Here is a 25866-nt window from a genome sequence, read left to right on the forward strand (position 1 = left end):
AGAATATCCCGACTTTTAAATAATGGCACAGTATAATTAAACTTTAAATGCTTCACTAAATAACTTCTTCGCTGGCCGATTCTGAGAAATTTTCAGATAAAATTTACATTGACCTTTTGCCGAGCGCAATTAAAATAGGCCGATAATGTACAAATCAAAAGATAATCACAAAATATTATTCCGGCTCAGTGCTCTTGGAGACTTAATCCTGACAACCGGAATCATAGACTTCTGGGCTGAGAAATATGGCTGGACCTTTAGCGTAATTACCAAACAGCAATATGCTGCCCCCTTAGAAAACAATCCGAATATAACTGAAATTATAATTCTTAATAAAGAAGACCTCGGTAATATAGCATGGATTGTTAAAGCCGGAGAAATTGCCGGCAAATATGAAGGATGTGAACTGATTGACCTGCACTCTACCCTCAGATCCAGAATTCTTTCCTTGCGCTGGCACGGCCCTGTTTCGCGGTACAAAAAATTCAGCCTCGAAAGAAGAGTTTTTAAATTGACCGGATCAGAAAAGCTTGAAAAAGTTTTAGAGAGTAGACCCGTAACTGTACGCTATGCTTCGGCTATAGAAAAAGAACTTCCTGATCCTGAAGAACTCATACCACATATTTGTCTTACAGATGGCGAAAAAGAAGATGCTCTTTCGATGATGGCTCAAAAAAACTTAAGCCAAGGCTTTATTGCTCTTCACCCGTATGCCACGCACCCTGACAAAGTATGGCCGCGTGAATACTGGATTGAGCTTATAAATCAGCTTGATAAGAAAGGTATTCAGTGGGCAGTTATCGGGAAAGATGCAAACGAACTAAATGTAGATAAACCTGAATGGAATTTTACAAATAAATTTTCGTTGCGACAGACATGCGCTCTACTCAGTGAAGCTAAGTATCTGGTAACGGGTGATTCCGGACCTATGCACCTTGCCGCAGGGGTGGGCACTCCGGTCATTGCTATGTTCGGCCCTACTTCCAGAGCGTGGGGATTTTATCCGGCAGGAAAAAATGACCGGATATTGGAATCAGACCTTGAATGCCGTCCATGCTCACTTCACGGAAAAAGCAATTGCAGCAACAATCGTGAATGTCTGAAAAATATTCGTCCTGAATCCATTCTTAAAATTATTATAAATTCCAGTACTGCTTAAATTCTTCTCTATTATCTTCAATAAATTCAGCAACCGCGGCGGGAACATACAGGCTTATGTCTCCGCCTTTTATCCAGACGTTACGAACAAAGGTTGAACTGATTTTAAAATCAAAATCGTCAATTATGTAAACAGATTTTCCGCCTTTCAGCTTCCACTCATTTAAGCCCGTATTTTTAACATCTGAGAACAATTTCTTAAAAAATATAGCCATTTGACCGGGATCAGATTTTTCTCTGCTGACAGCAACAATATTTGCAAGAAGCGGAATCTTCTCCCAATCTTTCCACTGAGGCAAAGAATTAAAAGTATCCTGACCCATCAAAAAATATAGATCATCATCCGGATAACGTTTTAATGCTTCTTCAAGTGTGTGCACTGTATAAGTTGGACCGTCTGACTGCATATCGATATCGCAGACATCTATATTGTCTAAACCCTCAACAGCTTTCCGGATAAGTTTAAAACGAAGTTCTGCAGGCAGCAGGGCTCTATCTTTTTTATGATAGGGATTTCCGGCCGGTACAAACAGAACCTGATCAAGACCGAGGCGTTCCCTGACTGCTGCCGCAACGTCAATGTGCGTGTTGTGAACAGGATTAAAAGTGCCGCCGAACAACCCTATTTTCATAACCGACAACCTCAAAAAATTCCCGATGAGATCTTAAAACAAATCTCACCGGGAATTTAATTATTAACTATAAAGTTATACTGAACAGTTCCAATGCGTTAACTATAAACGGACGTTCCATTCTCCGAGCGAAATAAATTTTGTACTGGTCAGCTCTTTGGCTCCCATAGGGCCATAAGAATGAAGCTTTGAAGTAGAAATTCCTATTTCTGCCCCCAGTCCGAGCTGTCCGCCGTCATTAAACCTGGTAGAGCAATTGACTCCGACCATTGAGGCATCTACTTCCCGCACAAAACGCATAGCGCGATCATGATCTTTTGTCAGGATAACTTCAGTATGATTTGAACCGTATCTGGCAATATAATCCTGAGCCTCATCCTGACTTGAAACAACTTTAACAGTCAGGATCAAATCAAGAAATTCATACCCGTAGTCATCAATAGTTGCGGCTATGGCAGTTTTACCAAGCAACCCCATGGACCGAGGACATGCTCTGAACTGGACACCGCATGCACCAAGAATTGTAGCCATTGCAGGTAGAAAATCCTCAGCGATATCTTCATGAACCAGAACGCCTTCAAGAGCATTACAAACACCGGGCTTCTGAGTTTTAGCATTTTTAATGATATCGACTGATTTTGCAATGTCCGCGAATTTATCGACAAAAATATGGCAAACACCTTTGTAATGTTTGAGAACAGGCATGGTGGCCTGCTGAACGACAGCACGGATCAACCCTTCTCCGCCGCGAGGAATAACTACGTCGATATATTGATCAAGTTTAAGCAGTTCGCTGACTGCTTCCCGGTCAGTTACCGAAACCACCTGAACTGCATCAGCAGGCAAATTATTACTTTCAAGAGCCTTATGAATAAGTGAAGCCAGTGCTAAATTTGAGTGAATAGCTTCAGATCCGCCTCTCAATATAACGGAATTACCGGCTTTCAAACAAAGCACGGCAGCATCGACCGTTACATTCGGACGAGATTCGAAAATCATCATAATAACACCGAGAGGAATGCGCATTTTACCGACAGTTACACCGCTGGGACGTCTTTCCATTCTTTCAATTTCGCCAACCGGATCAGTTTGCGCGGCAACCTCATTACATCCCTGAATCATGTAATTTAAAACAGCAGGAGAAATTTCAAGACGCTGCATGCGCGCGGCATCAAGTCCGTTTGCTTTAGCAGCTTCAAGGTCTTTACGATTTTCAGCAAAGATATATTCCTGCTCCTGCTTAAGCAGTGATGCCAATTTTAAAATAACGCCATTCCGAGTTGAACCGTCTGCACACGAAATTTTCCGTGATGCGGATTTAGCCTTACGAGCTACGTCTTTCATCGATTCTGCAAAATTCATTTTATCCCACCTCTGAACAAAATATATTATTTTAAAAAATTTATTTTCACCGTTTGCTCAATTTGGGCTACTAAGGATATTGCAAAAAAGTCAACTACCAATTACCTATGAGGAGCTTTTTTCGAGATATCTCCCGAAAAACGTACTTATTTTTTTTACTTTTTTTGTATTTAATTTCAGACTGTTTATGATTTTATCTAATTTTACGGGGTGTTAACTTTAAAATTCAGTTTTGACCTTTTTGTCAGACTACTTTATAAAGCGCACTTAACTTTGTGCTAAATCCAACAATATCCTGGAGGCTCTTCTTTAAAATGGAAGAAAACAATCAGACCACACACGACATTTTAGAACAGGTGCAGGCATCAGTACCAGACAGTATTCATCCTTTTCTCGACTATCTTCTTGAACACGGGAAGATGATCATTGCAGGGGTTGCAGCAATTCTTATTATTGCTGCAGGAATTGCCGGATACCAACATATGCAGCACCGCAGTCAGTTGAAGGCTCAAAGTGAATTAGGGACTATTCTTATCAAATACAGCGGCGAGAAAAAAGCTGAAGAACTTGCAGTCTTTTTGAAAACAACTCCTGCTGAAATGAAACCTGCTGTAGAGCTGGCTCTCGCAAAAGCATGGATGGATGCTTCTAAGTTTACACAAGCTGCAGCTGTTTGGGCTGAAATCGCAAAAAGTGATGAAGCTATGGCTCCGGTCGCTTCCATCGGACAGGCAAAATGTTTGGTTCTTTCAGATAAACCTGAAGAAGCTGTCAAAGTTCTACAAGATCTTAAGAATAAAGTCGGCGAGAACTTCGCAAACACAATTGACAGATTGCTCGCCAGTGCCGCTGAAAAAGCCGGTAACAATCAGCTTGCAATTCAGGCTTATCAGGGACTGTTAAACAACAATCCTGCACAGAAACTCTACCTTGAGAGCAAAATTGTAGAACTTAAGGCTAAGCTTTAATAAGATAGGAGCGCATTAATGGCTCATCCACTTCTCTCAGATAATCCGGGCCAGAAAAAGCTCCTGCTGGGCAATGAAGCAATTGTCCGCGGAGCTATTGAAGCCGGAATACAGATGGTGACATGCTATCCGGGTACCCCTTCATCAGAAGTGCCGGATACTTTTTTTCGCCTGTCAAGCGAGGGTGATTTTTCATTTGAATACTCAGTAAATGAAAAAGTCGCACTCGAAGTAGGCGGCGGAGCGACTCTTGCCGGAGCAATGGTTCTGACAACAATGAAGCATGTCGGTGTTAACGTTGCGGCTGACCCGCTCATGACGCTGGCATATATAGGAACTCCCGGCGGTCTGGTACTTCTTTCCGCTGACGATCCCGGTTGCCATTCAAGTCAAAATGAACAGGACAACCGCTACTATGCGCGCCTTGCAGGGATACCTTGCTTTGAGCCGTCTACAGCGCAAGAAGCAAAGGATATGACTCGTGACGCACTTAGACTGTCACGTGAAATGTCTTCTCCTGTTCTGCTTAGAACCACAACCAGAGTAAACCACTTGCGCGGTCCGGTCGAATTCGGTTCGATCACCAAGCTGGCGGCTCCTGAAGGTTTTAAACGTGATCCTTCAAAGTTTGTACCGATTCCGGCTTTTGCCCGCCCGATGCATGTCGCGCTGCTTAAGAAACTTGAAGATTTGCGTGAACTGGCTGAAAATTCAAAATACAATAAAATTTCCGGTAACGGGAAAATAGGTATTGTTGCTTCCGGTATCAGCAGAGCATACATTCATGATGCGCTTACAGATTCCGGCCTTACTGATAAATTTAAATTGCTCGAACTGGGATTTACTTTCCCTCTTCCTGAAAAACTTGTTACAGATTTTATGTCATCTGTAGATAAGGTTATTATTCTCGAAGAACTTGAGCCGTTACTTGAAAAAGAATTTAGAGTTTTAGCTCAGAAAAATTCTATTTCTATAGAAATCATAGGTAAAGAAAACAAAAACTTACCACTCAATGGAGAATACTCCACAGGTAATGTTTCTGCTGTAATTCACGAAGTTCTCGGAATTGTTCCTGAAAAGATCAATTTTTGTGAAGCCGAACAAGGCCTTGCAGTAAGACCTCCGAATCTTTGTGCCGGATGCCCTCATCGTGCAACGTATTATGCTGCGAAGAAAGTTTTCGGACCTGAAGCAATCTGTTCATCAGATATCGGATGCTATACTCTCGGGATTCTTCCTCCGCTTAATGCGGCGGATTTCCTGCTCTGTATGGGATCATCTATCTCTGCCGGATCCGGAATCTCTAAAGCTTCCGGACAGACAGCGGTCGGTTTTATCGGAGACTCCACGTTTTTCCATTCCGGAATAACCGGACTGGTAAATGCAGTCTTCAATCAGCACGATATCTTACTGGTAATTCTTGATAACAGTACCACGGCTATGACAGGGCATCAGCCTAACCCCGGGGTTGAAACAACACTGCTCGGCTCTAATCCGGCTCAGATCAGTATTGAAGCAATCGTTAAGGGATGCGGCGTAAATGAAGTGCGCACTGTAAGCCCGCTTAATCAGAAAGCGACTTTCAAAGCTCTTGAAGAACTCAAGGCTCTGAAAGGAGTAAGGGTTCTGATAGCAAAAGATCCATGTCCGCTTTTTGCTAAAAGAGCCTTGGGTAAAAAAGCTACTCAGACTGCATATGTTGCGAACCAGAGTGACGAAGTCGTCAGCTGCATGGAAGCAATTGCATGCCCTGCTTTTGAAAAAAGTACTGACGGGATTCAAATTAATGAAATTCTTTGCTCTGGCTGTATGCTTTGCCTGCAAATGACAAAAGACATTAAAGCCAGAAAGAGGAGCAGCTAATGAGTACAAGGTTGCGCATATTCATGACCGGTGTCGGCGGCCAGGGAACCCTGACAGCCACAAATCTTCTTGCACAGGCAATCCTTGACAACGGAACCGATGTGACTGCAGGTGAAATCCACGGAATGGCACAACGAGGCGGAGTTGTTGAATCAGCAATTCTTCTCGGCATGTCTTCTCCGAAAATAGCACACGGTGAAGCTGATATAATTCTTGGCTTTGAACCGCTTGAAACACTCCGCGCTCTTCCTTACCTGAAGCCGGGTGGTGTCATTCTTTCAAATACTGAAAGCATTCCTCCACTTAGTGTCGCAACAGGTAAAGCAGATGAAGTCCCTTTGGAGTACATCAAGAAAAAAGTAAACTCTTGCGCGCGCAAAGCATACTTTATCCCATGTCAAAGCTTAGGACTTGAAGCCGGAGCTGTTCAAAGTGGTAACATAGCTCTGCTTGGAGCTCTCTGCGCAACAGGATTAATTCCTTTAAGCCCGGAAAATCTGGCAGAAACTATTAAATCTGTCATGAAGCCGAAAGTAGCGGATATAAACATTAAAGCCCTTAAGTTAGGGGTGGATGCTGTATCCTGATAAAAAATACCTCGACAGCCGCGACGAAAGCTGCGGCTGTCGACTTTATACTGATTTACGACAACTGAAATTTAGGCCGAAACCGCGATTCATCCTCTTTTTAAGTGGAATGAGATTCGAAAAAGCTGAAAACTAAAACAGCCTGGACGGCACGAGCAAACAATATGAGTATTAATGGACAGCCGGAAAAAGTGGAAAATATTTATCTATCAACACTGAATGAGATTCTTAACTCAATCGCTCCGCAAAATGATCTGGAGCCGAGCCTTAACTCAATTCTAAAAATTCTGGCAAAAGACCTCCACTTCCAGCGTGCATTTCTGGCCATCATGGACCCGAAATCTGAAAAGCTTAAACTGTCGATAACTCACAGTCCGGCTAAAATTGATCACGTTACATATTCTCCCGGTAAGGGAGTTGTTGGAAGAGTTTACGAAACAGGAAAGGCTGTCGTAATTCCCAGAATGTCTGATAACACAGACTTTTTGAACAAAGCATTCGGAAGATCAGACGAAGAACTGAGATCTCTTTCTTTTATTTGCGTTCCAATCAAAAAAGCGAATCCTAAAGAAGAAGAAAATATACTGGGTACTATCAGTGTTGACTCACCGATACTGCCTATGGATAATCTTTTAGAGCACAAACATTTTCTCGAAGTTGTCGCTGCTTTGATTTCAAATCAGGTTTCACGACTTCAGGAAGAAATGGCCCTTCAGGCTCAAATGCTGAGTCAAGGTCCGTTAGTGGGCGGACTGGAAGTTCCTCCACCTGCTAACTTTGTTGCTACTTCAAAAAGTATCAAACAAGTTTTACGCCAGGCCCGCCAAGTCGGACCAAGCAGAGCGACAGCCCTTTTGCGTGGTGAATCCGGTACCGGTAAAGAACTTCTTGCTGAAGCTATCCACGGCTGCAGCCCGCGCAGAGACAAGCCGCTTGTAAAACTTAACTGCGCAGCTCTCCCTGCAGAACTTGTTGAAAGTGAACTTTTCGGACATCAGAAAGGTGCTTTTACCGGTGCTTACCAAAACAAGCGCGGTTTATTTGAAGTTGCCAACAACGGCACTTTATTCCTTGATGAAATCGGAGAACTTTCCCTAGATGCTCAGGCTAAAGTGCTTAGAGCTATTCAGGAAAAAGAAATTCAGCGTGTCGGTTCTGAACAGCCTATAACTGTTGACGTTCGCCTTATATGCGCGACTCACCAGCCGCTTGAAAAACTTCTGAAAGAAGGTAGATTCAGAGAAGATTTATTCTACAGAGTAAATGTTTTCCCCATATTCATACCGGCTCTACGTGAAAGACGTGAGGATATTTTACCTCTCGCAGAACAGTTTTTAGAACTGTTTTCCAAAGAATATGATAAAAATATCAAAAGAATTTCCAGCCCTGCTATAGATCTTTTTACTCAGTATCACTGGCCTGGAAACGTTCGCGAACTGAAGAACTGCATTGAAAGGGCGGTGCTTATTTGTGAAGAAGAAGTCATACGTACTTATCATCTTCCGCCGACTTTGCAGACAGCTGAAAGCACTGCAACAGACACTTCATTGTCATTCGGTGAAGCAGTCGCTAAATTTGAGCAGGAATTGCTTGTTGATTCACTGAAAAAAGCACGCGGAAATATGCTTCAAGCAGCGCGTGATCTTAGAGTCAGTTATCGAATCGTTAATTACAAAGTAAAAAAATACAATATTGACGTTAAAAAATACACTGGCGCAAAAAAGAAATAGTTTAGTAATGACAAAAAAAAACAGCAGACAGGCAACGTCTTTGTCTTTCTTTACCGTTATACTAAGCGTGCTGTTTATAATTACAATCGAGGGCTGTTCCGGGAAAGATCCGGAACAGCCCTTTGTTATTCCTTTTGATTCACAATATATCACCATAGACAAAGAATTATCTGTTCTGCCTTCTCTTCATTATAGAAGCAGTTCAACCCGGAATTTTTTATCTCTTACTCAAAAAACATACTTTTTTAAAAACAGTAACGGCACGGCTGAAATAGAAGTAATTCTTAATAGAAATGCTGAAGCTCGAATCCCTGAAATCGGAGAGTGGAATGCTGTTTCCAGCGGGAACTGTTTGAGCGATTCTGCCGAAGTAAAATGCTTCACAGCCCACGTGGACTGCCATTTAGTGCGCGCCACTTTTATAAAAACAGGTGAACGGAGTATTGTCGTAATTAAAACACGAGACAGAGCTCGCGAACCTCAAGAACTTTGTGAGCAGTGGGATTTAAAAAATCTTACAAAAACTCAGCTTGAAGTAATTGCGGAATTCAACCAAATTTCAGATTCGTTTTTTAGGTATAATGCAAGTATGGTGCAGACGAATTCTACAAAGCAAACAAACAGCACTCATAAAAAAAGGTCTTCCAATCATAATTGATTGAAAGACCCTGTAACAACTTCAGTTAATTACTAAATTGAATCATGCTCTTCTTCTACAACAATACTGTGGTTCTTCCAAAGAGTTTCAGGATCACCAAAAGCTTTCTTAGCTTCTTTATACCCAAGGTTAAAAGCTTTCACATTAATCTCAATAATTTTAGCTGGAAGAATTTCTTCAAGATTTTTGCGAATAATTCTGTGATCAGCAAAAGGAAGAAGAAAAGTGGCTGCTCCGAGAACAATTGTGTTCATGGTTTGGACAAGTCCGATTTTCTCTTTAGCAAGATTGGTAAACGGAAGACCTAAAAACATATTAACAGGCGGCTGTTTTACCAGATCACTTTCAATCAGCAAAAGTCCACCCGGTTTTAGATTCCGAAAGTACATGTTGCAGGCTTCCTGACTGAGAGCGATAAGCAGATCAACTGATTCAGCCTTAGGATAGCTTATCTTTTCAGAACTTATAACTAAGTCTGAACGGCTGGCTCCACCGCGAGCTTCAGGACCGTAACTCTGAGTCTGAGTAACATTATACCCCTGCCCCAGCGCAAGTCCTGACCCCATGACTTTACCAAGAGTAAGAATTCCCTGACCGCCTAAGCCTGAAAGACGAATTTCAAATCTTTCTAAATGCTGATTTTTCATTACTCGCCTCCCTGACACCTTGCAGCCATTTCATAATATTTCTCTTCCAGACCGGGCTTATCTTTTTTTACAAAAACTCCCGACGGAACTCTTTCGCCACGTTCTGCTTCAGGAATTTCATTGAACCGCTCAATCGGCGTAACTTTTGACTTAAGAGCCTGATACATTTCCACAGGTGACTTAAACTTATTCTTGCGTCCGTACTGAGTAAAGCACGGTGACAAAATCTCAACAACACCAAATCCGGGATTAGTTATTCCTTCCATTATCATTGCATCAAGCTTGTTGACATGGAAGACGCTGCCTCTGGCAACATAATTAGCTCCTGCTGCGGTACAAAGTTCTACACAGTCAAAGCTTTGCTCCATTTGGCCCATAGGAGTTGTCATTGAGAAGGAACCGGACGGAGTCGTCGGAGAACACTGTCCTCCGGTCATTCCATAAATATTATTATTAAGAATTAATGCTGTCACCCCGATATTTCTGCGGGCGGCATGGATAAGATGATTACCGCCGATAGCCATAGAATCACCATCACCCATGACAGCGATTACATGCATGTTCGGTTTAGCCATCTTAATACCGGTAGCAAAAGTAAGTGCCCTACCGTGGGTAGTATGAACGGTATTGAAGTCAACATAGGCTGCAAGTCTTCCAGAACAGCCGATACCGGCTACAACGCAGACATCGTCCTTCGAAAGTCCCAGTCCGTGAATACTTCTGATTAAAGAACCAAGCACAATTCCATGCCCGCAACCGGCGCAAAAAACATGCGGGAACTTTTTGTTATGCCTCAGATACTCGTGAATAAGTTGTGTTCCTTTTATATCTGCCATGGCTATACCCGTGTTAAGACTTTGAGGATTTCGGCGGGAGTTATGATCTGCCCGTCAACTTTATTGATGGTCCGTACGCTTGCATGACCATTATTAACTCTTTTCACTTCTCTGGAAATCTGTCCCATATTCATTTCAGGAACAATAATAGTCTTAACCTTGTACAGAAGCTTTTCAGTAGCCTTACGCGGATAAGGGAACAAGGTTTTGAGCTTAAGCAGGCCGGCTTTTACACCGAGTGCACGAGCCTGTTTGACAGCCAGCTCTGCGGATCGTGCAACTGTTCCATATGCAATAACGGCAACTTCTGCGTCATCGGTATCAACTTCTTCAACAAGCTGAATATCATCAAGAAACTGATCAATTTTACGGAATAACCGTTCATTGAGTTCGCGAACTTCATCAGCGCGGGAAGTAGGGAAACCGTTCACATCATGCGTAAGTCCTGTGACATGAAACCTGTATCCTGAACCGATCGCAGGCATAGGCGGAACGCCCCTGACTGTTTCTTCGTAAGGTTTATACCATTCAGGCGGCATGGTCGGAAGAGTACGGTTGAAAACTTCATACTCATCTTCGTTAGGGATTGTTATTTTCTCACGGGTGTGAGCAGTAATTTCATCAATGAGAAGGATTACCGGAGTGCGGTACTTTTCGGCGAGGTTAAAAGCTTCAATTGTCATTTCAAGACATTCCTGAACATTTGAAGCTGAAAGGACGATGATTGAATGATCGCCATGAGTTCCCCATCTGGCCTGCTGGACGTCACCCTGCGCAGGGGAGGTAGGAAGACCTGTACTTGGACCACCACGCATAACGTTAACAATGACAAGAGGTGTCTCGGTGATACAACCGTATCCCAGATTTTCCTGCATAAGCGAAAATCCCGGACCGGAAGTGGCCGTTAGAACTTTACGTCCGGCAAGCGAAGCTCCGATAATAGCTCCGATCCCACCGATTTCATCTTCCATCTGAATAAAAGCACCGTTCGGAATTGTAGGCAATCGTTGCGCCATTATCTCCATTATCTCCGAGGACGGAGTAATAGGATAACCGGCATAAAAACTACAGCCTGCCAACAGAGCTCCTTCAACAACGGCCTCATTGCCAAGGGCGAAAATTTCTTTATTTTGTTTTTTTTTGGGTCTGGCCATGGATTACACCTTATCCCTTTTCCTTAATGGATTCTTCATTTTCTCCGGCAACCAAATCTTCATCTTTATTCAGTAAATCTCTGCGTGCCGGAATCTCATCATCCACTTTAGGCTGAACCATAATTGCAAAATCCGGACAGTGAAGTTCGCAGAATCCGCAATTAATACATTCTTCCTCTCTGACCACGACCGCCTTGCCTTGATCATTCAGTTCCATGACCTTCGCCGGACAAAAGGCAGCGCATATTCCGCAGCCTTTGCACCAGTCCGGAAAAATCGTAACTTTGCTTTTTCCCTTGCGTTTGGCACTCATAACCCGATCCAGGTTTGGGGTAATTTTTCCATAAGTCTCCTCACTCACGGGAGACAAACGAACCTCTACAAAAGCAATCCTGAAAAATGAAATCAGGATATAAATTCGGCCCTAGCACGGCAGAACCGTACATGCAACAGTATTTGATACTTTTTGTGCAATATCATACTTTTAAAGCATCTTTTTTAACATAGCAACAAATTAACTTTATTTTGATATTGATTGTAAGAAAGATTACAATAAATAACCACTGATTAATCAATCACCTTAATAAAACAAAAAAAGAACCATACATAGTATCGGCTCTTTCTGATTCGAATAGATCATAATACCGGATTTTTATTAATATAGCGAATTATTCCCTTTCAAGAAAGCTTCAACTTCGGCAACTGTCATCGGTTTCGAGAATAAATATCCCTGCCCGAATTCACAGCCCATATTGCGCAGTATTGTTTCCTGTTGCTCAGTCTCCACTCCTTCCGCCACAACGTAAAGTCCTAAATTATGCGCTAAATTAATTATAGCCTTAACAATTTCAATATTTTCAGGAGATTTTGTAATTCTTCTTATAAAGGTGATGTCTATTTTAAGCTGATCTAAAGGGAATTCCTGTAAATTACTCATGGATGAATACCCTGTTCCAAAATCATCGATTGAAACCAACACCCCCGCAGACTGAAGCTTGCTGAGCATTTCCACGGCCTGACCGGCCCGTTCCATAATTGCTGTTTCAGTAATCTCAATTTTTAAATTTTTCGGAGGTAAATCTAACTGCTTAAGGGTTGAAAGGATATTATCAACAAGTGACGTCTGAGAAAATTGACGACCTGAAATATTAATAGAAACAGCCAGATCTGCGGCGTTTTCATACTTCGTAATCCAGCCTTTAATTTCGCGGCAAGCCTCGGAAATAACCCAATTTCCAAGTTCAAAAATCAATCCTGATTCCTCTGCCATAAGAATAAATTCACTTGGCATTACAAGACCACGTTCAGGATGCAGCCAGCGCAACAAAGCTTCAAAACCTATAACCTCCTTACTTTCCAAGGAATAAATAGGCTGATAATCCAAGTACAGTTCGTTATTCAGTATGCCGGCACGAAGATCACTCTCCAATTTCATGGCATGCATAGCTTTATCGAGCATTCGTCTATTGAAGACCTTCATTTTATCGCGGCCTGCTTCTTTAGCCTGATGCATGGCCACATTAGCATTCTGAATTAATTCTTCCGGTTTTTCATACGTTGACGGACTGAGTATGATTCCGTAGCTGGCCGCAACGCTTATCTTATGCCCGTCAATCAGCATAGGAGTACTAAGAGCTTCCCGTATTCTGCGAACAATACTGATAGCCTCACGCGGTTTTACAAGCTCTTCAAGAACAACTATAAATTCATCTCCGCCAAACCGAGAAACAGTATCAAGCTCTCTGACAGAGAGAAGCAGCCTTTTGGAAACTTCAACTAAAAGCTTGTCACCGATATTATGCCCTAGACTGTCATTAATTACCTTAAACCTGTCTAGATCCATAAAAATTACGGCATAATAATAATTATTGCGTCTGTGAGACCGCTCGAGACACTTTGTTATTCTGTCACAACATAGAGTTCTGTTGGCAAGTCCTGTAAGCGGGTCATGTAGCGCTTCGTATTGAAGCTGTTTTTCCATAAATTTACGTTTAGTTATATCGCGCAGAGAAATTCTTACGCCAAGTGAAGAACCATCTTCAGCAAAAACCTGATGTCCTGTCAGAGAAACCCACCGCATCAAACCGTCTTGGCGAAATAAACGCAGATCGGTACCGTCTGCGGAGAGGAATTTTCCAGACAAAGCATTCTTCCAGAATCCTCGATCATTTATATGAAGCAATTTTTCAACGCAGCTCGGTCCTTCCATGAAATAAGATTTTGGATACCCGGAAATTCTTTCACAGGATGGGCTTACATATCTAACTTGTCCCTCAGCTGATATCCACATTTCCCAGTCAAAAGTATAATCCGCAATAGTCCGGTATTCTTCTTCAGAAGCTCTTAAAGCTTTTTCAAGCAATTTATGATTTGAAATATCTGTAATAAAGGCGAATAACAGGCGAGTAGAAGCGCTTTCATATAAATTAGTTGCATGAATCGAAATGTCTATTTCGCTTCCTTTTTTATCGCGAACACTAATTTCAAAGCGGTGGCCTCCATTAATTTTTTCAGCCAGTTTTTCCGAAGCAACACTACCTAATACGGCAGCAAGCTTTTCACCTAAAATCTCTTCACGAGAAACACCGATCATACGGCAAAATGCCGGGTTTACATCAAGTAAGATTTGATTTTTATCGACCATCAGAAAACCTTCAGAGGTGGTTTCAACTAATGCCCGATACCGTTTCTCGCTTTTTATAAGAGATTCAGCGGATTTTTCACGTTCATGAATTTCGCCTTTTAAAATATTATTTACTTCTTCCAGTCTTTTTTCTCTATTAGCAATCTCTTCTGTCATACGATTAAAACGTGAACCGATCGCAAGAAGTTCAGAGTAGTGTATTTCTTGAAATCGATATGAAAAATCACCCATTGCCACTTTATCAAGACCCTTTCGCAATTGGCTCATTGGTTTTCGAATAAAATAATCAAGCAAAACTCCGGTAATAATATAAATAACTGCAACCGAAATTAAAAATGTAAGGCTTGAAACAAATAAGATCCAATCTAAATTCCGAAGATATGCTTTGCTTGAAAGTTCTAAACTTAGAGACCCGATCTTCTCTTTTTCAATATATAGATCTTGAGATCTGACAATTGGATCATCATTGCTTTCACCGGCTCTGACGAAACTAAAGAGTACGCCGCCATCGACATCAAAAATTTTAAGCTTAGCGAATTGATCATTTTGAGTGTAGGCGCTGCAGACATGTTTGAGTGAGACCATATCAAAATTCCAAATAGGGAATGTCACGGACTTGGTTAATTGCTCTATATAAGTATCGGCTTTATCTTCAATCTCCTGCCGGAGCATTCTTGACCGTCCGAAATACTCATAAGCAGTGACAACCCCGATAATTACGGCAAGCGCAAAAATAAGACACGCGGACAGATCACGAGAAATAGACCGTTCGCCTGAATTAAATCGGAAAAATGATTTTAGTGAAGAAAGATTCATCCCGAACATATTTTATTATACCAAGTAAAAAAAACTAAATGTTACTTAAAAGAAGCTAAGTTCAAAATGCTGAAAAAGTACACAAGTACTTCACTGCAAGGCTCTTACCCGTAACATATTTATATTACAATAATAACAATTATTAAGCTTAAAAACTATAAAAGCTATCGTGACAACCTACAAATATAATTCTGTTTTATTATATAGGCTAAATAGAATATGAAGATATTATAATGTCAGAAAAAAAATCAACTACACTCCGAGGACAAATTCTTCTCGGATAATACTACCTCCGCCAGCGCATTTATGACACACGCGGCCAGCGCAGACCCACCTTTTCTTCCTGCAATTGAAATATATGGAATACAGCCGTAATTCATCAGCAGATCTTTTGATTCAGCAGCATTTACAAACCCTACAGGCATACCCACAACTAAAGCGGGAATTTCCATTTTCCCAGCTTCAATGAGCCGGATAAGTCTTATCAAGGCCGTCGGAGCATTTCCTATTACATGAATAGCCGGTTTAAGTTTATTTGCAGCAAGTTCCAGAGCGGCGTGAGCTCTTGTTGTAGAATTATGTTTCGCAGCCGCAATTACTTCAGGGTCGTTCATCAGACAACGAACTTCGCACCCCAAAGGAACCGTTCTGCGCACAGGTATTCCACACCGGGCCATTTCTGTATCAGTTACAAGAGTACACCCGGCACGCAGTGAATTCAAACCGTTAACAACAGCTTCCGGATGAAAACGAACAAGATCTATAAGTTCAAAATCGGCAGTGGTATGAACCATTCTTCTTACTATTTGCCATTCAATACCTTGAAATTTTCGAGGTTCTGGAACTTCAGAATCAATTATTTCAAAGGATTTTTTTTCAATATCTTCGGGCCTTGCAACAGTAAGAAATTCAACTTTATCAACCACTGATTGTCTCCTGAATAATTTTTAATGAAGAAGATGTGCCAAGGCGAGAAGCTCCGGCATCGATAAGCGCGCAAGCATGGGCATACGATTTAATACCGCCGCTGGCTTTTACTCCGACAGAATTACCTACTATAGCGCGCATCAGCTTTATATCCTCAACAGTAGCACTGCCGCAACTGAATCCGGTGCATGTTTTAACAAATGAAGCCCCGCCCTTAACAGCCAGCTCGCACGCTTGTTTTTTTTGATCATCATCAAGAAGACCTGTTTCAATAATAGCCTTAACAGGAACACCGCCTGCTCCTTCAACTGTCAAAAAAATATCTTTTAGAAAAGTATTAATATCACCAGCTTTCAAAGCTCCGATATTTACAACCATATCAAGTTCTTGTGCACCTTTTTCTACCGCCCTCATAGCTTCAACCATTTTAACCTCAGTAAGGGTGGCTCCTGAAGGAAATCCTATGACAGCACAGACTTTTGCCTTTTCAGCACGCAATAGGTCCGCAGCCTGCGCTATATGCCATGGATAGATGCAAACAGAAGCAAATCCGTATTCAACGGCCTCGCTGCAAAGTTGCTCAATGTCCGCCGGTCCGGCAGATATATCTAAAAGAGTGTGGTCTACATAAGAAGCAAAATCTTTGATAATTTCCATTTCGACCTCCTGAGTTTTGATCAACCAACATCATAAATTAATTATTTTTTTAAATAAAATTAAATTATTATTAGAACGAAATAACAGTACAAATTTCCTATTAAAATAACATTAAGTTAATAAGGGCAACTGGTCAAAAGAAAACGCTGATTAAATTTGATAATCTGATCAAGAATTCTGACAGAATCTCTCAACTGCGGACAGTTATTCAAAATAACATTATCAGCGGTAAAATATTGAAGCATAGTAATCAAATCGGAAATTTTTCCCGTGTCAAAGCCAGCCAGGCTCTTGCTGCGGGAGAAAGTTTGGCTTCTTTGCGCCAGATCAATGCTGCTTTCCAGCGCAGATCCGGTTCATTAACGCAAACCGCCTTTAGAGGACTAAGTCTTCTTTCCTCAATCATGACCTGTGGCACTAATGGAACGCCGAGCCCCGCCGCCGCCAAGGCAACGATGAAATCCATCTGACTGCTACGAGCCGAAGCATGCGGAATAAATCCACGTTTTCTACATGCCTCCTCAATACGTTCATTTAGAATGAATCCGTGTTCGAAGAGAATGAAAGATGATGAAGCAAGTTCGGCAAGCTGAATATTGCGCCGATTCCGCAATGGATGATCCGCCCACAAAAGAGCCATCAGAGGTGCATCATGCACCGCCTGCCATTCAAACGAATCAGACACGGGCAGCAGCGAAACAGCAAGTTCCACCTCTCCGGCCAGAATTGCGGCCTCAAGATGAGCACTTCCCTGTTCTAAAAGTTCAATTTCCACGCCGGGATAGCGACTGCGAAAGATAGTGAACAATGGTGCAAAAAGTTTCGCGCTGCCGAAAATCGGCAACCCTAAACGTAATTTACCGGTTAACAATCCCTTGAGCTCAGTTAATTCAGAATGGATATGCTCGGCCTCTGCAAGCATGGTCACAGCTCTGGCATAAACGAGTTCACCAGCCTCGGTAAGTCTGGCCCCGCCACTCAGGCGAGTGAAAAGGGCTTCACCGAGTTCATCCTCAAGCTGCTTTACAGCTTTGCTAACTGTGGACTGAGTAGAAAAAAGAACTCGGGCCGCTTGAGAAAAGCCCCCCTGCCTAGCCACTTCCACCAGAGTTTTAAGATTGCGTAGTTCCATTGGTATTCCTTTTTGGAATGGATAGCGTTCTAATAATTCATTTCACAACTACATCTATCAAGTCTAGTTTGCAAGGCAAGGAGACTTTTGCAATGACAACTAGAACAACAAATGCTCTTTCATTTTTTGAAAAGAGCCTGCAAACGACTTTTCAAGTCGGTATGCTGATCGGATTATGGTGGCTTTGCCAATTAGCAACTCAATCATTCAGGGTGGAAATACCCGGAGGAGTATTAGGGTTGCTGGTGCTGGTCATCCTGCTTTTATCGGGATGGATGCCGGTTAAGTGGATATCCCGCGGAGCCGGATTTCTATTAGATCATTTATTACTTTTTTTTGTTCCGGCAGCAATGACCCTGCTGAACCATCCAGAATTTCTGGGATGGATAGGTGTGAAAATTTTAGTAGTTGTAGTTTTCGGTATAACTTTGGTCATGATTGGCACTTCCATGGCCGTAGAATGGCATTTACTTATGAGGTCGCGTCATGCACGCTGATATAATTGCATTTTTTTGGATAACAGCCACTTGTTTCTGTTATCTGTTTGCGCGGGTAGTGCATGGTAGAGTTGGAGCATGGTGGTCATCACCATTACTTGTCGCCTGCGTTTTCTGTCTGGTTTTGGCTTTGTCGCTGCACACCAGTTATCGAGACTACATGCAAGGCGGAAAATGGCTGATCATGTTGCTTGGTCCGGCCACTGTCGCATTCGCCTTGCCGATTTATGAGCAACGGGCATTACTACGTAAGCATTGGTCGACATTACTGTTCGGGGTGGCCTTTGGGTGTGTTCTTGCTCTCGGCGGTACATGGCTGATGTCCGGCTGGTTGGGCCTATCTAATGGGCTGCGGTTATCCATGTTACCACGATCGTTCACAACTCCATTCGCCATGGCTTTTGCGAAAGATGTCGGAGGCTCACCGGATCTGGCTGCTGTCTGTGTTATTGCAACCGGAGTTCTCGGAGCATCACTTGGCGGAATATTACTTCGTATCCTGCCCTTGCAATCATCCTTTGCACGAGGAGTTATGTTCGGCATGGGAGCACATGGCGCAGGAGTCGCCAAAGCGAGAGAGTTCGGCAAGGAAGAAGAAGCCGTAGCCGGACTGGTCATGGTTCTTGCCGGAGTAACCTGCGCGTTAATAGGACTGGCCGTTTCAATGCTCGGAATATAAAACTGAATAAAATCAAAACAACTGATCGTTAACGGTCACGAGCCTGATAACGGGCAAGATGCTTTTCCATTCTGCGGCTGATATAAGTTAAAACATAACAAACAATAAAATAAAGAACTGCAATGGTAATAAAAATTTCTGTAGGAGCAGAAAGCGTTCTGTTATTTACCTGAGTTGCTGTGCGGGTAAGCTCGTTAACTCCGATAATATAGGCAAGTGAAGTATCTTTGGTAAGTGAAACAAACTGATTAACAAATGATGGAATCATGTTTCTAAGAGCCTGCGGAAGAATAATATAACGCATCGCCTGATAATGAGAAAGCCCTGTTCCTCTTGCGGCTTCCATCTGTCCACTTGGCAAAGCCACAACTCCGGCTTTAACAATTTCTGCTATATATGCACCGGTAAAAACAATAAATGCGACAAGGGCGCAATAAAATTCAGGCAGGGATGTACCCAAAAGAACAGGAGCTAAGAAATAGAACCAGAAAATAAGCATGAGCAAAGGCACACCGCGGATAACTTCAATATAAAACACCGCGAGATATTTAACCAGCATATTACGGGAAAGTCGCATTAATCCGGCAGCAAGGCCTATCCAGAATGCTCCGAAAATACCGAGCACAGCAAGGATAATGCTGACAGCCAGCCCGCCGAGAGGTCCTTTGGGAAATGCTCCCCAAAGAAAATAATCAAAGTTGTTCCAAACTACATCCCATTGCACTAGCGGCCACCCCTAATATTTAATTTGAATCAGATAATGCTTATTGTACATGTTAATTGAAAACGACACGATCAGCGAAATGACAAGATAAATTACCGTTGCTACCGTAAACGCTTCAAATCCATGAAAAGAATATGACTGAATCTGCCGTGCCATGTAGGTAAGATCCATAACTCCGATGGTCATTACCAACGAAGAATTCTTGATCAGGTTGAGAGACTGCGAAATAAGCGGCGGGATGATAATTCTAAATGCTTGAGGAAGAATTACAAACCTGTAAGCCTGCAAAAAAGAAAGACCGGTCGCACGTGACGCTTCAAGTTGATTCTTCGGAATTGAATTAATTCCAGCTCTGATCTCTTCTGCGATAAATGCGGAGGTATAAAAAGTAAGAGAAATAACCCCAGCCGCAAACTCAAAATCATGATCATACAACCAAGTATTCCACGCATCCGGCAGTATGGAATATGAGCCGAAATACCAGAAAAATATTTGAATCAATAGAGGTGTATTTCTAAAAAATTCAACAAATGCAAAGCTGAACCATTCAAAAGGTTTAAACTTTGACATGCGCATTACGGCAATAAGGGTTCCGAGGATCATTGTAAAACCGATCGATACAGCTGAAATCTTAAGGGTAACTTTTACCCCGTCAAGAATCCATTGCCCGTATTGCCCGGTTAAGACCAGACCCCAATCAAACTGGTAGTTCAAGGCTTTTATCCGTTGTTTTCGGAAGGGCTGCACCCGGCGCAGCCCTTCCGTTGCTAATCAATTAACCCTAGTAAACTTTACCTACTAAGGCCAAAGTTCCATCTGCCAAGTCAAAGGCAGAGCGTACTTGGTATCAGGTCCGAACCATTTATCGTAAACTTTCTGGTAATCGCCGCTCTTCCACATTTCGATGAGAGCAAAGTTTACAGCATCACGGAAATTAGATTCATTTTCTGGCAGCCCCAGACCGTAAGGTTCAGGAGAAATGAAATCACCGACGATTTCCCAGCCTGCCGGATCAGGATCAGAGTTTTTGAGTCCGAGGAGGATAGTTGAGTCAGTAGTTACAGCCTTAACCTTGCCCTGTTTGAGAGCAAGAAATGCCTGAGGATAACCTTCGAAAGAAAGTACCTTGGTATCAGGCTGAACTTTCAGAATATTCTGTTCAGAAGTGGAACCTTTAGCAGTACCGACTTTCTGACCTTTAAGGTCCGCAGCGGATTTGATGCCGGAACCTTTTTTAACGAGCAGCTTCTGTCCGTCCATAAAATAAGTGATACTGAAGTCGATGGTATCGTCACGGGCAATTTTATGAGTCATGGTTGCTGCTGCAAGGTCAATTGAACCCTGAACAAGCATTGGGATACGAGTTGCAGAAGTTACAGGTTTGAACTCTGCTTTAACTCCGAGCTGTTTTGCAATATAGTTACATACATCAATGTCCATACCTACAAGTTGCTTTGAATTTTCATCGATGTAACCAAAAGGAACAACAGCATCCTTAACACCGCAGATAAGCACTCCGCGATCTTTAATTTCCTGCAGTTTATCTGCAAAAGCACTGGAAGCACAAAGAGCCATAGCCAAGACCACAGCTACCATGATTGAAAGTTTTCTCATACATCCTCCCAAAAACATTTTTAAGGTTTAGCCCATGCTATCAACATAGCAGACAGCTACAATATTTCCTTCAAAAACAATTTAGCACGATCATGTTGAGGATTCTTAAAAAATTCTTCCGGTGGCGCCTGTTCAATAACTTCACCGCCATCCATAAATACAACTCTATCGGCAACTTCGCGGGCAAATCCCATTTCATGCGTAACGCAAAGCATGGTCATTCCTTCGCGGGCCAGGTCTTTCATAACGTTTAAAACTTCATTAATCATTTCCGGGTCAAGCGCAGATGTCGGTTCATCAAAAAGCATAACTTTGGGCTTCATTGCCAAAGCTCTGGCGATAGCGACTCGCTGTTGCTGTCCGCCGGACAATTCTGCGGGATATTTATGGGCCTGATCGTGGATACCGACTCTATCAAGTAACTTCAGGGCTGTTTCTTCAGCTTCCTCGCGCGGAGTATTGCGCACTTTCTGGGGAGCAAGAGTAACATTCTTCAATACTGTTAAATGAGGATAAAGATTGAACTGCTGAAAAACGATACCGATCTCCGCGCGCAATTCATTTATATTAACACTCTTGTCCAGAATATCTTTTCCATCAAAAATGATGGACCCTTTCTGATAATCTTCAAGTCTGTTTATGCAGCGGATAAAAGTACTTTTACCGGACCCGCTAGGTCCGCAGATAACAAGAACTTCGCCTGTATCCACATGATCATTAATACCTTTAAGTACGTGGAAATCTCCATACCATTTGTGAAGATTCTTAATTTCGATCATCGACATATAATTTAACCCCAACTGTCATTCTGGTTATTAATTCAGGACAGGCTACTATTCAAAAACGAGGATTTTACCTTTCAGTAACCATTTTTGAATCCTGAAAACCAAAGCTCAGAATTCAAGAAAGACAATTATTCATAGCTTAAACCAAGCAAAAGTCAAGAAAACTACTCTATTTTCCATTTATGTATAAATAATTTTCAAATCTTCCATTTTTAGAAAATCACTACAAAAATGAAAATTAGCAACATAGCAACATTCTAACAATTGCCCCTCAACCCAACACCTGACAGACATTGATTGTGTACTTACTAACTTCAAGAAGAACTATGAGAAATATACAAAAAAGTGAACTCATCAAATAATCTACACAAGTATTAAAATATTTTACAACTTTTTTTAATACATCTATCAATTACTACAGTATACCGAATATAAGAAGCACTTAATATGGATGTTGACAAAATATGCAATAATTCACTTTTATTTTTGTACAAATGTGCAGATTTAAAATAGAAAAGCCCTAAACTTGAGTACGCAATTGCGAATCAGGTTTAGGGCCTTATGATTAACGCGATATGAATACCGCAGAATGAGAAAATCTTAATTGTCAGCAAGAAAAGCTACGGCGCATGCTCCCGGACCGCTGTGCAAACCGATAACAGGAGAGGCTGCACCGATGAAAACAGGATCAACACCGTATTTTTGTTTCATAATAGCAGCAATTCTTTCAGCTTTTTCCGGTGCATCAGCATGGGTTATTGCATAACGCAAATTGCTCTTACCTTGAAGAGCTTCACTTATAAGTCTGATAAAAGCTTTTTCCTGCAGTTTACGGCCGAAAGACTTGGAAACTGTGCACACATGGCCTTCGCCTGCAAATTCGATAATGGGCTTGATATTTAAAGCCTTGGCAATAAGACCCTGCCCTTTGCTTATCCTTCCGCCTTTTACAACATAATCAAGAGTATCCATCGTGACAAAAACTCTAACGTTTTTAATAGCTTTTTCCGTAATCACGGCAACTTCCGAAGCGGATGCGCCTCGTTCAGCTGCGCGGGCAGCCTCCAGAACAGAAAGGGCCAATGCTCCGGTTACCCGTTTGCCGTCAAAAGCTGTAACGTTATCATAGTCCCTGCACACAGTAAGAGCGTTTTGATGAGTTCCACTGAGCACTCCGGCGATATGCACGGAAACGACACTTTCATAGTCGGCGCAAGCTCTCGAATAAACTCTTTTCATATCACCGGGAGAAGGCTGGGAGGTAAGTGCTTTTTCAGCATGAGGAAGCATTCTGTAAAAATCTTCAGGAGCCAGAGTGACATGATCAATATATTCATGCCCGTCAATTGTGAGTCTAAGCGGGACTACCCGTATATCATACTCTTCAATGAGTTCATCAGGAATGTCACAAGTACTGTCTGTTATAATTCCAACTTTGCGGGAATCAGCAAGTAAACGTTTATGCTGAACCAGCATATCATCAACTTTACGTTTATCAACGGTTGCAAAGCAGGAGACAATATTTTCAACACTGTCAGGATCATTAGTATGGATATGTACTTTCACACAATCAGGTAATCCTGCGACAATAAGACTGTCACCCATACCTGAAATAGCATTCCGAACTGTTTTTTTATCAATGCCGGATCCTTTAAGCAGGAACTCGGTACAATATCTGTATTCCAGTTTCTCTACTGCAACCTTATTCTGAACACCGTCTACTGTATACAGCGGATCATTATCAGCAATGAAACACTCTTTAATTTTACCATTTTCAAGAAAATCAACAATTCCCTCAAGAAGGTACACAAATCCCAAGGCTCCGGCATCAACAACTCCGGCAGACTTCAGTTCAGCCAGCTTTTCAGTTGTCGCCTTCACCGATTTTTGAGCATAATTAAGTGAGTCAGAAAAAATATGGTGAAAATCTTTGTATTCATGCGATCTGGAACTCAAATGTGCGGCCCAGTCTTTAATAACACTTATTATTGTACCGTCTTTAGGATCGGAAATAGCTTCACACGAACGGCGGGCGGCAAGCGATGCAACTCTGGCAAAATCCGAAGGTGAAAGTCTTCTCATATCCTTTACACCTTCAGCAAAACCACACAAAAACTGCGCTAAAATTGCTCCGGAATTACCCTTTGCTCCATTTAACGCAGACTCAGCAATCAAAGCACTCATCTTTTCAAGCGATTTTTCCAGCGAATCTCCTGAAGATTTAACTATGCTACGCATGGTTCCGGCCATATTCGCACCGGTATCACCATCAGGGACAGGAAAAACATTGATCGCATCAAGATGCGGTGAATTCGCAATGAGGCGGCTTGCAGCGGCAACAACACCTCTACGAAAACGTACACCGTCAACATACTGAATTTTTGATATTCTTTCTAATTGCATAATATATCTTGTAGTTATTTTATTAGTATTATTTCAAAAAACAGCTTCATACACCACTATGAATAAAGTTACGGCTACTATTTGCATGTAAAATTACTTCTGATCAAGTTATTTTACAAATAAATTCACAAGCGTCTTTAAAATCAATTTTTAGAGACCGATTCGTAAAAATAGTCTTTTAAATTTTAATTATTTGAGTTAAATTAATTTAGAAATATACCCAGCGCAAGGAGCATATCCCTATGGCTTTAATCCATTTATCAAAATCGCTAAAAAGATTCTGTCATATCATTCACATAGCTCTGATACTTACCACAATGATCGCAATACAAGGGTGCGGAGACAAAGAACCTCCGAGAAAGATTCCCCCTGCTCCGGTAACAATCGCTAAATCTGTAAAAAAAATAACTCCTTACTATATAACTGCAATCGGCACGGTTAAGGCTATCAACGCCATTACCATTCGGGCAAAGGTTACCGGATATTTAAGCAAGGTGGCGATTGCTAATGGTGAGTATGTTACAGAAGGCCAGCAATTATTCACAATGGACCCTTCTTCATTTGAAGCAAGTATACGCCAGTATAAAGCAGAGTTAGCTTCAGACACTACAAAATATGAAAAAGCGGAAAAGGACTACAATCGCTACCGTGACCTTGTAAGACGACAAGTTGTAAGTGCTGAACAGTTTGAACAAAAACGGCTTGAAATGAAAACGGCAAGCGACTCAATCTCCGTAACAAAATCCAAACTTGCAAATGCTCAAAATGATTTACAATATTGTTTTATAAAATCACCGATTGACGGACTGGCAGGTTACCTGAACATTACAGCTGGCAACCTGATTGAAGAGAATAAAGATAAACTTGTAACCATTAACCAGATTTCGCCGATAGCCGTTGATTTCTATCTTCCGCAAAAATATTTAGCTGACGTTCAAAAATATGCAGCTAACAGCACACTCACAGTACTGGCTATCAATGAAGGAATTATTACTCCTGACAACGGCACGTTAACATTTATTGATAATAACGTTGACACCAATACCGGAACAGTCTGGATGCAAGCGACTTTCCCGAACGCAGCCCATTCGCTCTGGCCAGGTAACTACGTTGATATAATGCTGAAGCTGTTTGAAGAAGATGTAGTCCAAATCCCTATGCAGGCAACATGCGACAGCCCTAACGGTAAATTTGTCTGGGTAATGAATCAAAACAAAACGGTTGATATGCAACCTATCCAAGTTGACCGCAGATCCGGTAAAATAGATATTGTGACCTCAGGCCTTAACGGCGGTGAAACAATTATCACCGACGGCCAGCTTAGACTCTTCCCCGGAGCCGTTATTAAAGTAAAAGGCAGCAAGACAAATTCTACCGGAGCCGGTGAATAGTC

24 protein-coding genes are annotated in these 25866 nt (G+C 41.9%); 9 read left to right on the top strand and 15 right to left on the bottom strand.

What is annotated here, in order from left to right; all coding sequences use genetic code 11:
* The first annotated feature begins 145 nt into the window (after window positions 1-145).
* On the top strand, window positions 146-1159 hold the full coding sequence (locus B9N78_RS16190) for a glycosyltransferase family 9 protein (protein ID WP_085104211.1): 1014 nt from the start codon (window positions 146-148) through the stop codon (window positions 1157-1159).
* Here B9N78_RS16190 and nadD read toward each other — a convergent pair.
* Window positions 1137-1790 carry a nicotinate-nucleotide adenylyltransferase gene (gene nadD / locus B9N78_RS16195; protein WP_085104213.1) on the bottom strand — a complete coding sequence of 218 codons (654 nt, stop codon included), beginning with the start codon at window positions 1788-1790 and terminating at the stop codon, window positions 1137-1139. The two genes, B9N78_RS16190 and nadD, sit on opposite strands and share 23 nt — an antisense overlap.
* A gap of 102 nt (window positions 1791-1892) precedes the next feature.
* Window positions 1893-3152 (bottom strand): glutamate-5-semialdehyde dehydrogenase, encoded by a 1260-nt coding sequence (locus B9N78_RS16200; RefSeq protein WP_085104215.1) that lies wholly within the window; start codon window positions 3150-3152, stop codon window positions 1893-1895.
* 314 nt (window positions 3153-3466) lie between these two features.
* On the opposite strand from B9N78_RS16200, the gene B9N78_RS16205 reads away from it, so the two are divergent.
* The 5 genes from B9N78_RS16205 (at window position 3467) to B9N78_RS16225 (ending at window position 8958) form a co-directional block, all read left to right on the top strand.
* Window positions 3467-4120: a tetratricopeptide repeat protein gene (locus B9N78_RS16205; RefSeq protein WP_085104217.1), complete on the top strand. Its 654-nt coding sequence runs from the start codon at window positions 3467-3469 to the stop codon at window positions 4118-4120.
* 18 nt (window positions 4121-4138) lie between these two features.
* Complete coding sequence (iorA, locus tag B9N78_RS16210) at window positions 4139-5983, top strand: indolepyruvate ferredoxin oxidoreductase subunit alpha (protein WP_085104219.1); 1845 nt, start codon at window positions 4139-4141, stop codon at window positions 5981-5983.
* The gene (locus tag B9N78_RS16215; RefSeq protein WP_085104221.1) at window positions 5983-6570 is read left to right on the top strand and encodes an indolepyruvate oxidoreductase subunit beta; all 588 of its coding nucleotides are present in this window, start codon (window positions 5983-5985) and stop codon (window positions 6568-6570) included. The genes iorA and B9N78_RS16215 overlap by 1 nt, the downstream gene beginning before the upstream one ends.
* Window positions 6571-6734: 164 nt before the next feature.
* Window positions 6735-8300, top strand: coding sequence for a sigma-54-dependent Fis family transcriptional regulator (locus B9N78_RS16220; protein WP_085104223.1), 1566 nt, complete (start codon window positions 6735-6737; stop codon window positions 8298-8300).
* A 7-nt stretch (window positions 8301-8307) separates the two neighbouring features.
* Window positions 8308-8958 (top strand): hypothetical protein, encoded by a 651-nt coding sequence (locus B9N78_RS16225; RefSeq protein WP_212637031.1) that lies wholly within the window; start codon window positions 8308-8310, stop codon window positions 8956-8958.
* Between the two features lie 32 nt (window positions 8959-8990).
* On the opposite strand, the gene B9N78_RS16230 is transcribed toward B9N78_RS16225, so the two are convergent.
* The 8 genes from B9N78_RS16230 to B9N78_RS16265 all read right to left on the bottom strand — a co-directional run bounded on the left by B9N78_RS16230 (window position 8991) and on the right by B9N78_RS16265 (window position 17771).
* Window positions 8991-9605, bottom strand: coding sequence for a 2-oxoacid:acceptor oxidoreductase family protein (locus tag B9N78_RS16230; protein WP_085104225.1), 615 nt, complete (start codon window positions 9603-9605; stop codon window positions 8991-8993).
* Complete coding sequence (locus B9N78_RS16235) at window positions 9605-10441, bottom strand: 2-oxoacid:ferredoxin oxidoreductase subunit beta (protein WP_085104227.1); 837 nt, start codon at window positions 10439-10441, stop codon at window positions 9605-9607. Before B9N78_RS16235 ends, B9N78_RS16230 begins: the two co-directional genes overlap by 1 nt.
* Window positions 10442-10443: 2 nt before the next feature.
* A complete protein-coding gene (locus tag B9N78_RS16240; RefSeq protein ID WP_085104229.1) occupies window positions 10444-11595 on the bottom strand; it encodes a 2-oxoacid:acceptor oxidoreductase subunit alpha in 1152 nt (383 codons plus the stop codon).
* Window positions 11596-11605: 10 nt separating this feature from the next.
* Complete coding sequence (locus B9N78_RS16245; protein WP_085104232.1) at window positions 11606-11908, bottom strand: 4Fe-4S dicluster domain-containing protein; 303 nt, start codon at window positions 11906-11908, stop codon at window positions 11606-11608.
* A 342-nt stretch (window positions 11909-12250) separates the two neighbouring features.
* Window positions 12251-15064 (bottom strand): EAL domain-containing protein, encoded by a 2814-nt coding sequence (locus B9N78_RS16250; RefSeq protein WP_085104234.1) that lies wholly within the window; start codon window positions 15062-15064, stop codon window positions 12251-12253.
* 239 nt (window positions 15065-15303) lie between these two features.
* Window positions 15304-15981: a precorrin-8X methylmutase gene (locus B9N78_RS16255; RefSeq protein ID WP_085104236.1), complete on the bottom strand. Its 678-nt coding sequence runs from the start codon at window positions 15979-15981 to the stop codon at window positions 15304-15306.
* Window positions 15974-16639 carry a deoxyribose-phosphate aldolase gene (gene deoC / locus B9N78_RS16260; RefSeq protein WP_170921456.1) on the bottom strand — a complete coding sequence of 222 codons (666 nt, stop codon included), beginning with the start codon at window positions 16637-16639 and terminating at the stop codon, window positions 15974-15976. Before deoC ends, B9N78_RS16255 begins: the two co-directional genes overlap by 8 nt.
* A 250-nt stretch (window positions 16640-16889) precedes the next feature.
* Window positions 16890-17771, bottom strand: coding sequence for a LysR family transcriptional regulator (locus B9N78_RS16265; RefSeq protein ID WP_085104238.1), 882 nt, complete (start codon window positions 17769-17771; stop codon window positions 16890-16892).
* A 92-nt stretch (window positions 17772-17863) separates the two neighbouring features.
* Between B9N78_RS16265 and B9N78_RS16270 the strand changes: the two genes are divergently transcribed.
* Together B9N78_RS16270 and B9N78_RS16275 are read left to right on the top strand one after the other, a co-directional pair.
* A complete protein-coding gene (locus tag B9N78_RS16270; protein WP_085104240.1) occupies window positions 17864-18268 on the top strand; it encodes a CidA/LrgA family protein in 405 nt (134 codons plus the stop codon).
* The gene (locus tag B9N78_RS16275; protein ID WP_085104242.1) at window positions 18258-18947 is read left to right on the top strand and encodes an LrgB family protein; all 690 of its coding nucleotides are present in this window, start codon (window positions 18258-18260) and stop codon (window positions 18945-18947) included. Before B9N78_RS16270 ends, B9N78_RS16275 begins: the two co-directional genes overlap by 11 nt.
* A 28-nt stretch (window positions 18948-18975) precedes the next feature.
* Here the strand turns inward: B9N78_RS16275 and B9N78_RS16280 are convergent, their stop codons facing one another.
* The 5 genes from B9N78_RS16280 to B9N78_RS16300 all read right to left on the bottom strand — a co-directional run bounded on the left by B9N78_RS16280 (window position 18976) and on the right by B9N78_RS16300 (window position 24473).
* Window positions 18976-19671, bottom strand: a complete 696-nt coding sequence (locus tag B9N78_RS16280) for an amino acid ABC transporter permease (RefSeq protein ID WP_085104244.1) — start codon at window positions 19669-19671, stop codon at window positions 18976-18978.
* Between the two features lie 12 nt (window positions 19672-19683).
* Window positions 19684-20385 (bottom strand): amino acid ABC transporter permease, encoded by a 702-nt coding sequence (locus tag B9N78_RS16285; RefSeq protein ID WP_085104246.1) that lies wholly within the window; start codon window positions 20383-20385, stop codon window positions 19684-19686.
* Window positions 20386-20469: 84 nt separating this feature from the next.
* Entirely contained in the window at window positions 20470-21285 is an 816-nt protein-coding gene (locus B9N78_RS16290) for an ABC transporter substrate-binding protein (protein ID WP_085104248.1), read from the bottom strand.
* A 56-nt stretch (window positions 21286-21341) separates the two neighbouring features.
* The gene (locus B9N78_RS16295; protein ID WP_085104250.1) at window positions 21342-22070 is read right to left on the bottom strand and encodes an amino acid ABC transporter ATP-binding protein; all 729 of its coding nucleotides are present in this window, start codon (window positions 22068-22070) and stop codon (window positions 21342-21344) included.
* Window positions 22071-22670: 600 nt separating this feature from the next.
* A complete protein-coding gene (locus B9N78_RS16300; RefSeq protein WP_085104252.1) occupies window positions 22671-24473 on the bottom strand; it encodes a DegV family protein in 1803 nt (600 codons plus the stop codon).
* Between the two features lie 242 nt (window positions 24474-24715).
* On the opposite strand from B9N78_RS16300, the gene B9N78_RS16305 reads away from it, so the two are divergent.
* The gene (locus tag B9N78_RS16305) at window positions 24716-25864 is read left to right on the top strand and encodes an efflux RND transporter periplasmic adaptor subunit (RefSeq protein ID WP_085104254.1); all 1149 of its coding nucleotides are present in this window, start codon (window positions 24716-24718) and stop codon (window positions 25862-25864) included.
* Window positions 25865-25866: the final 2 nt, after the last annotated feature.

It is taken from the genome of Desulfovibrio gilichinskyi (assembly GCF_900177375.1).
In the GTDB taxonomy this organism is placed as follows: Bacteria; Desulfobacterota; Desulfovibrionia; order Desulfovibrionales; family Desulfovibrionaceae; genus Maridesulfovibrio; species Maridesulfovibrio gilichinskyi.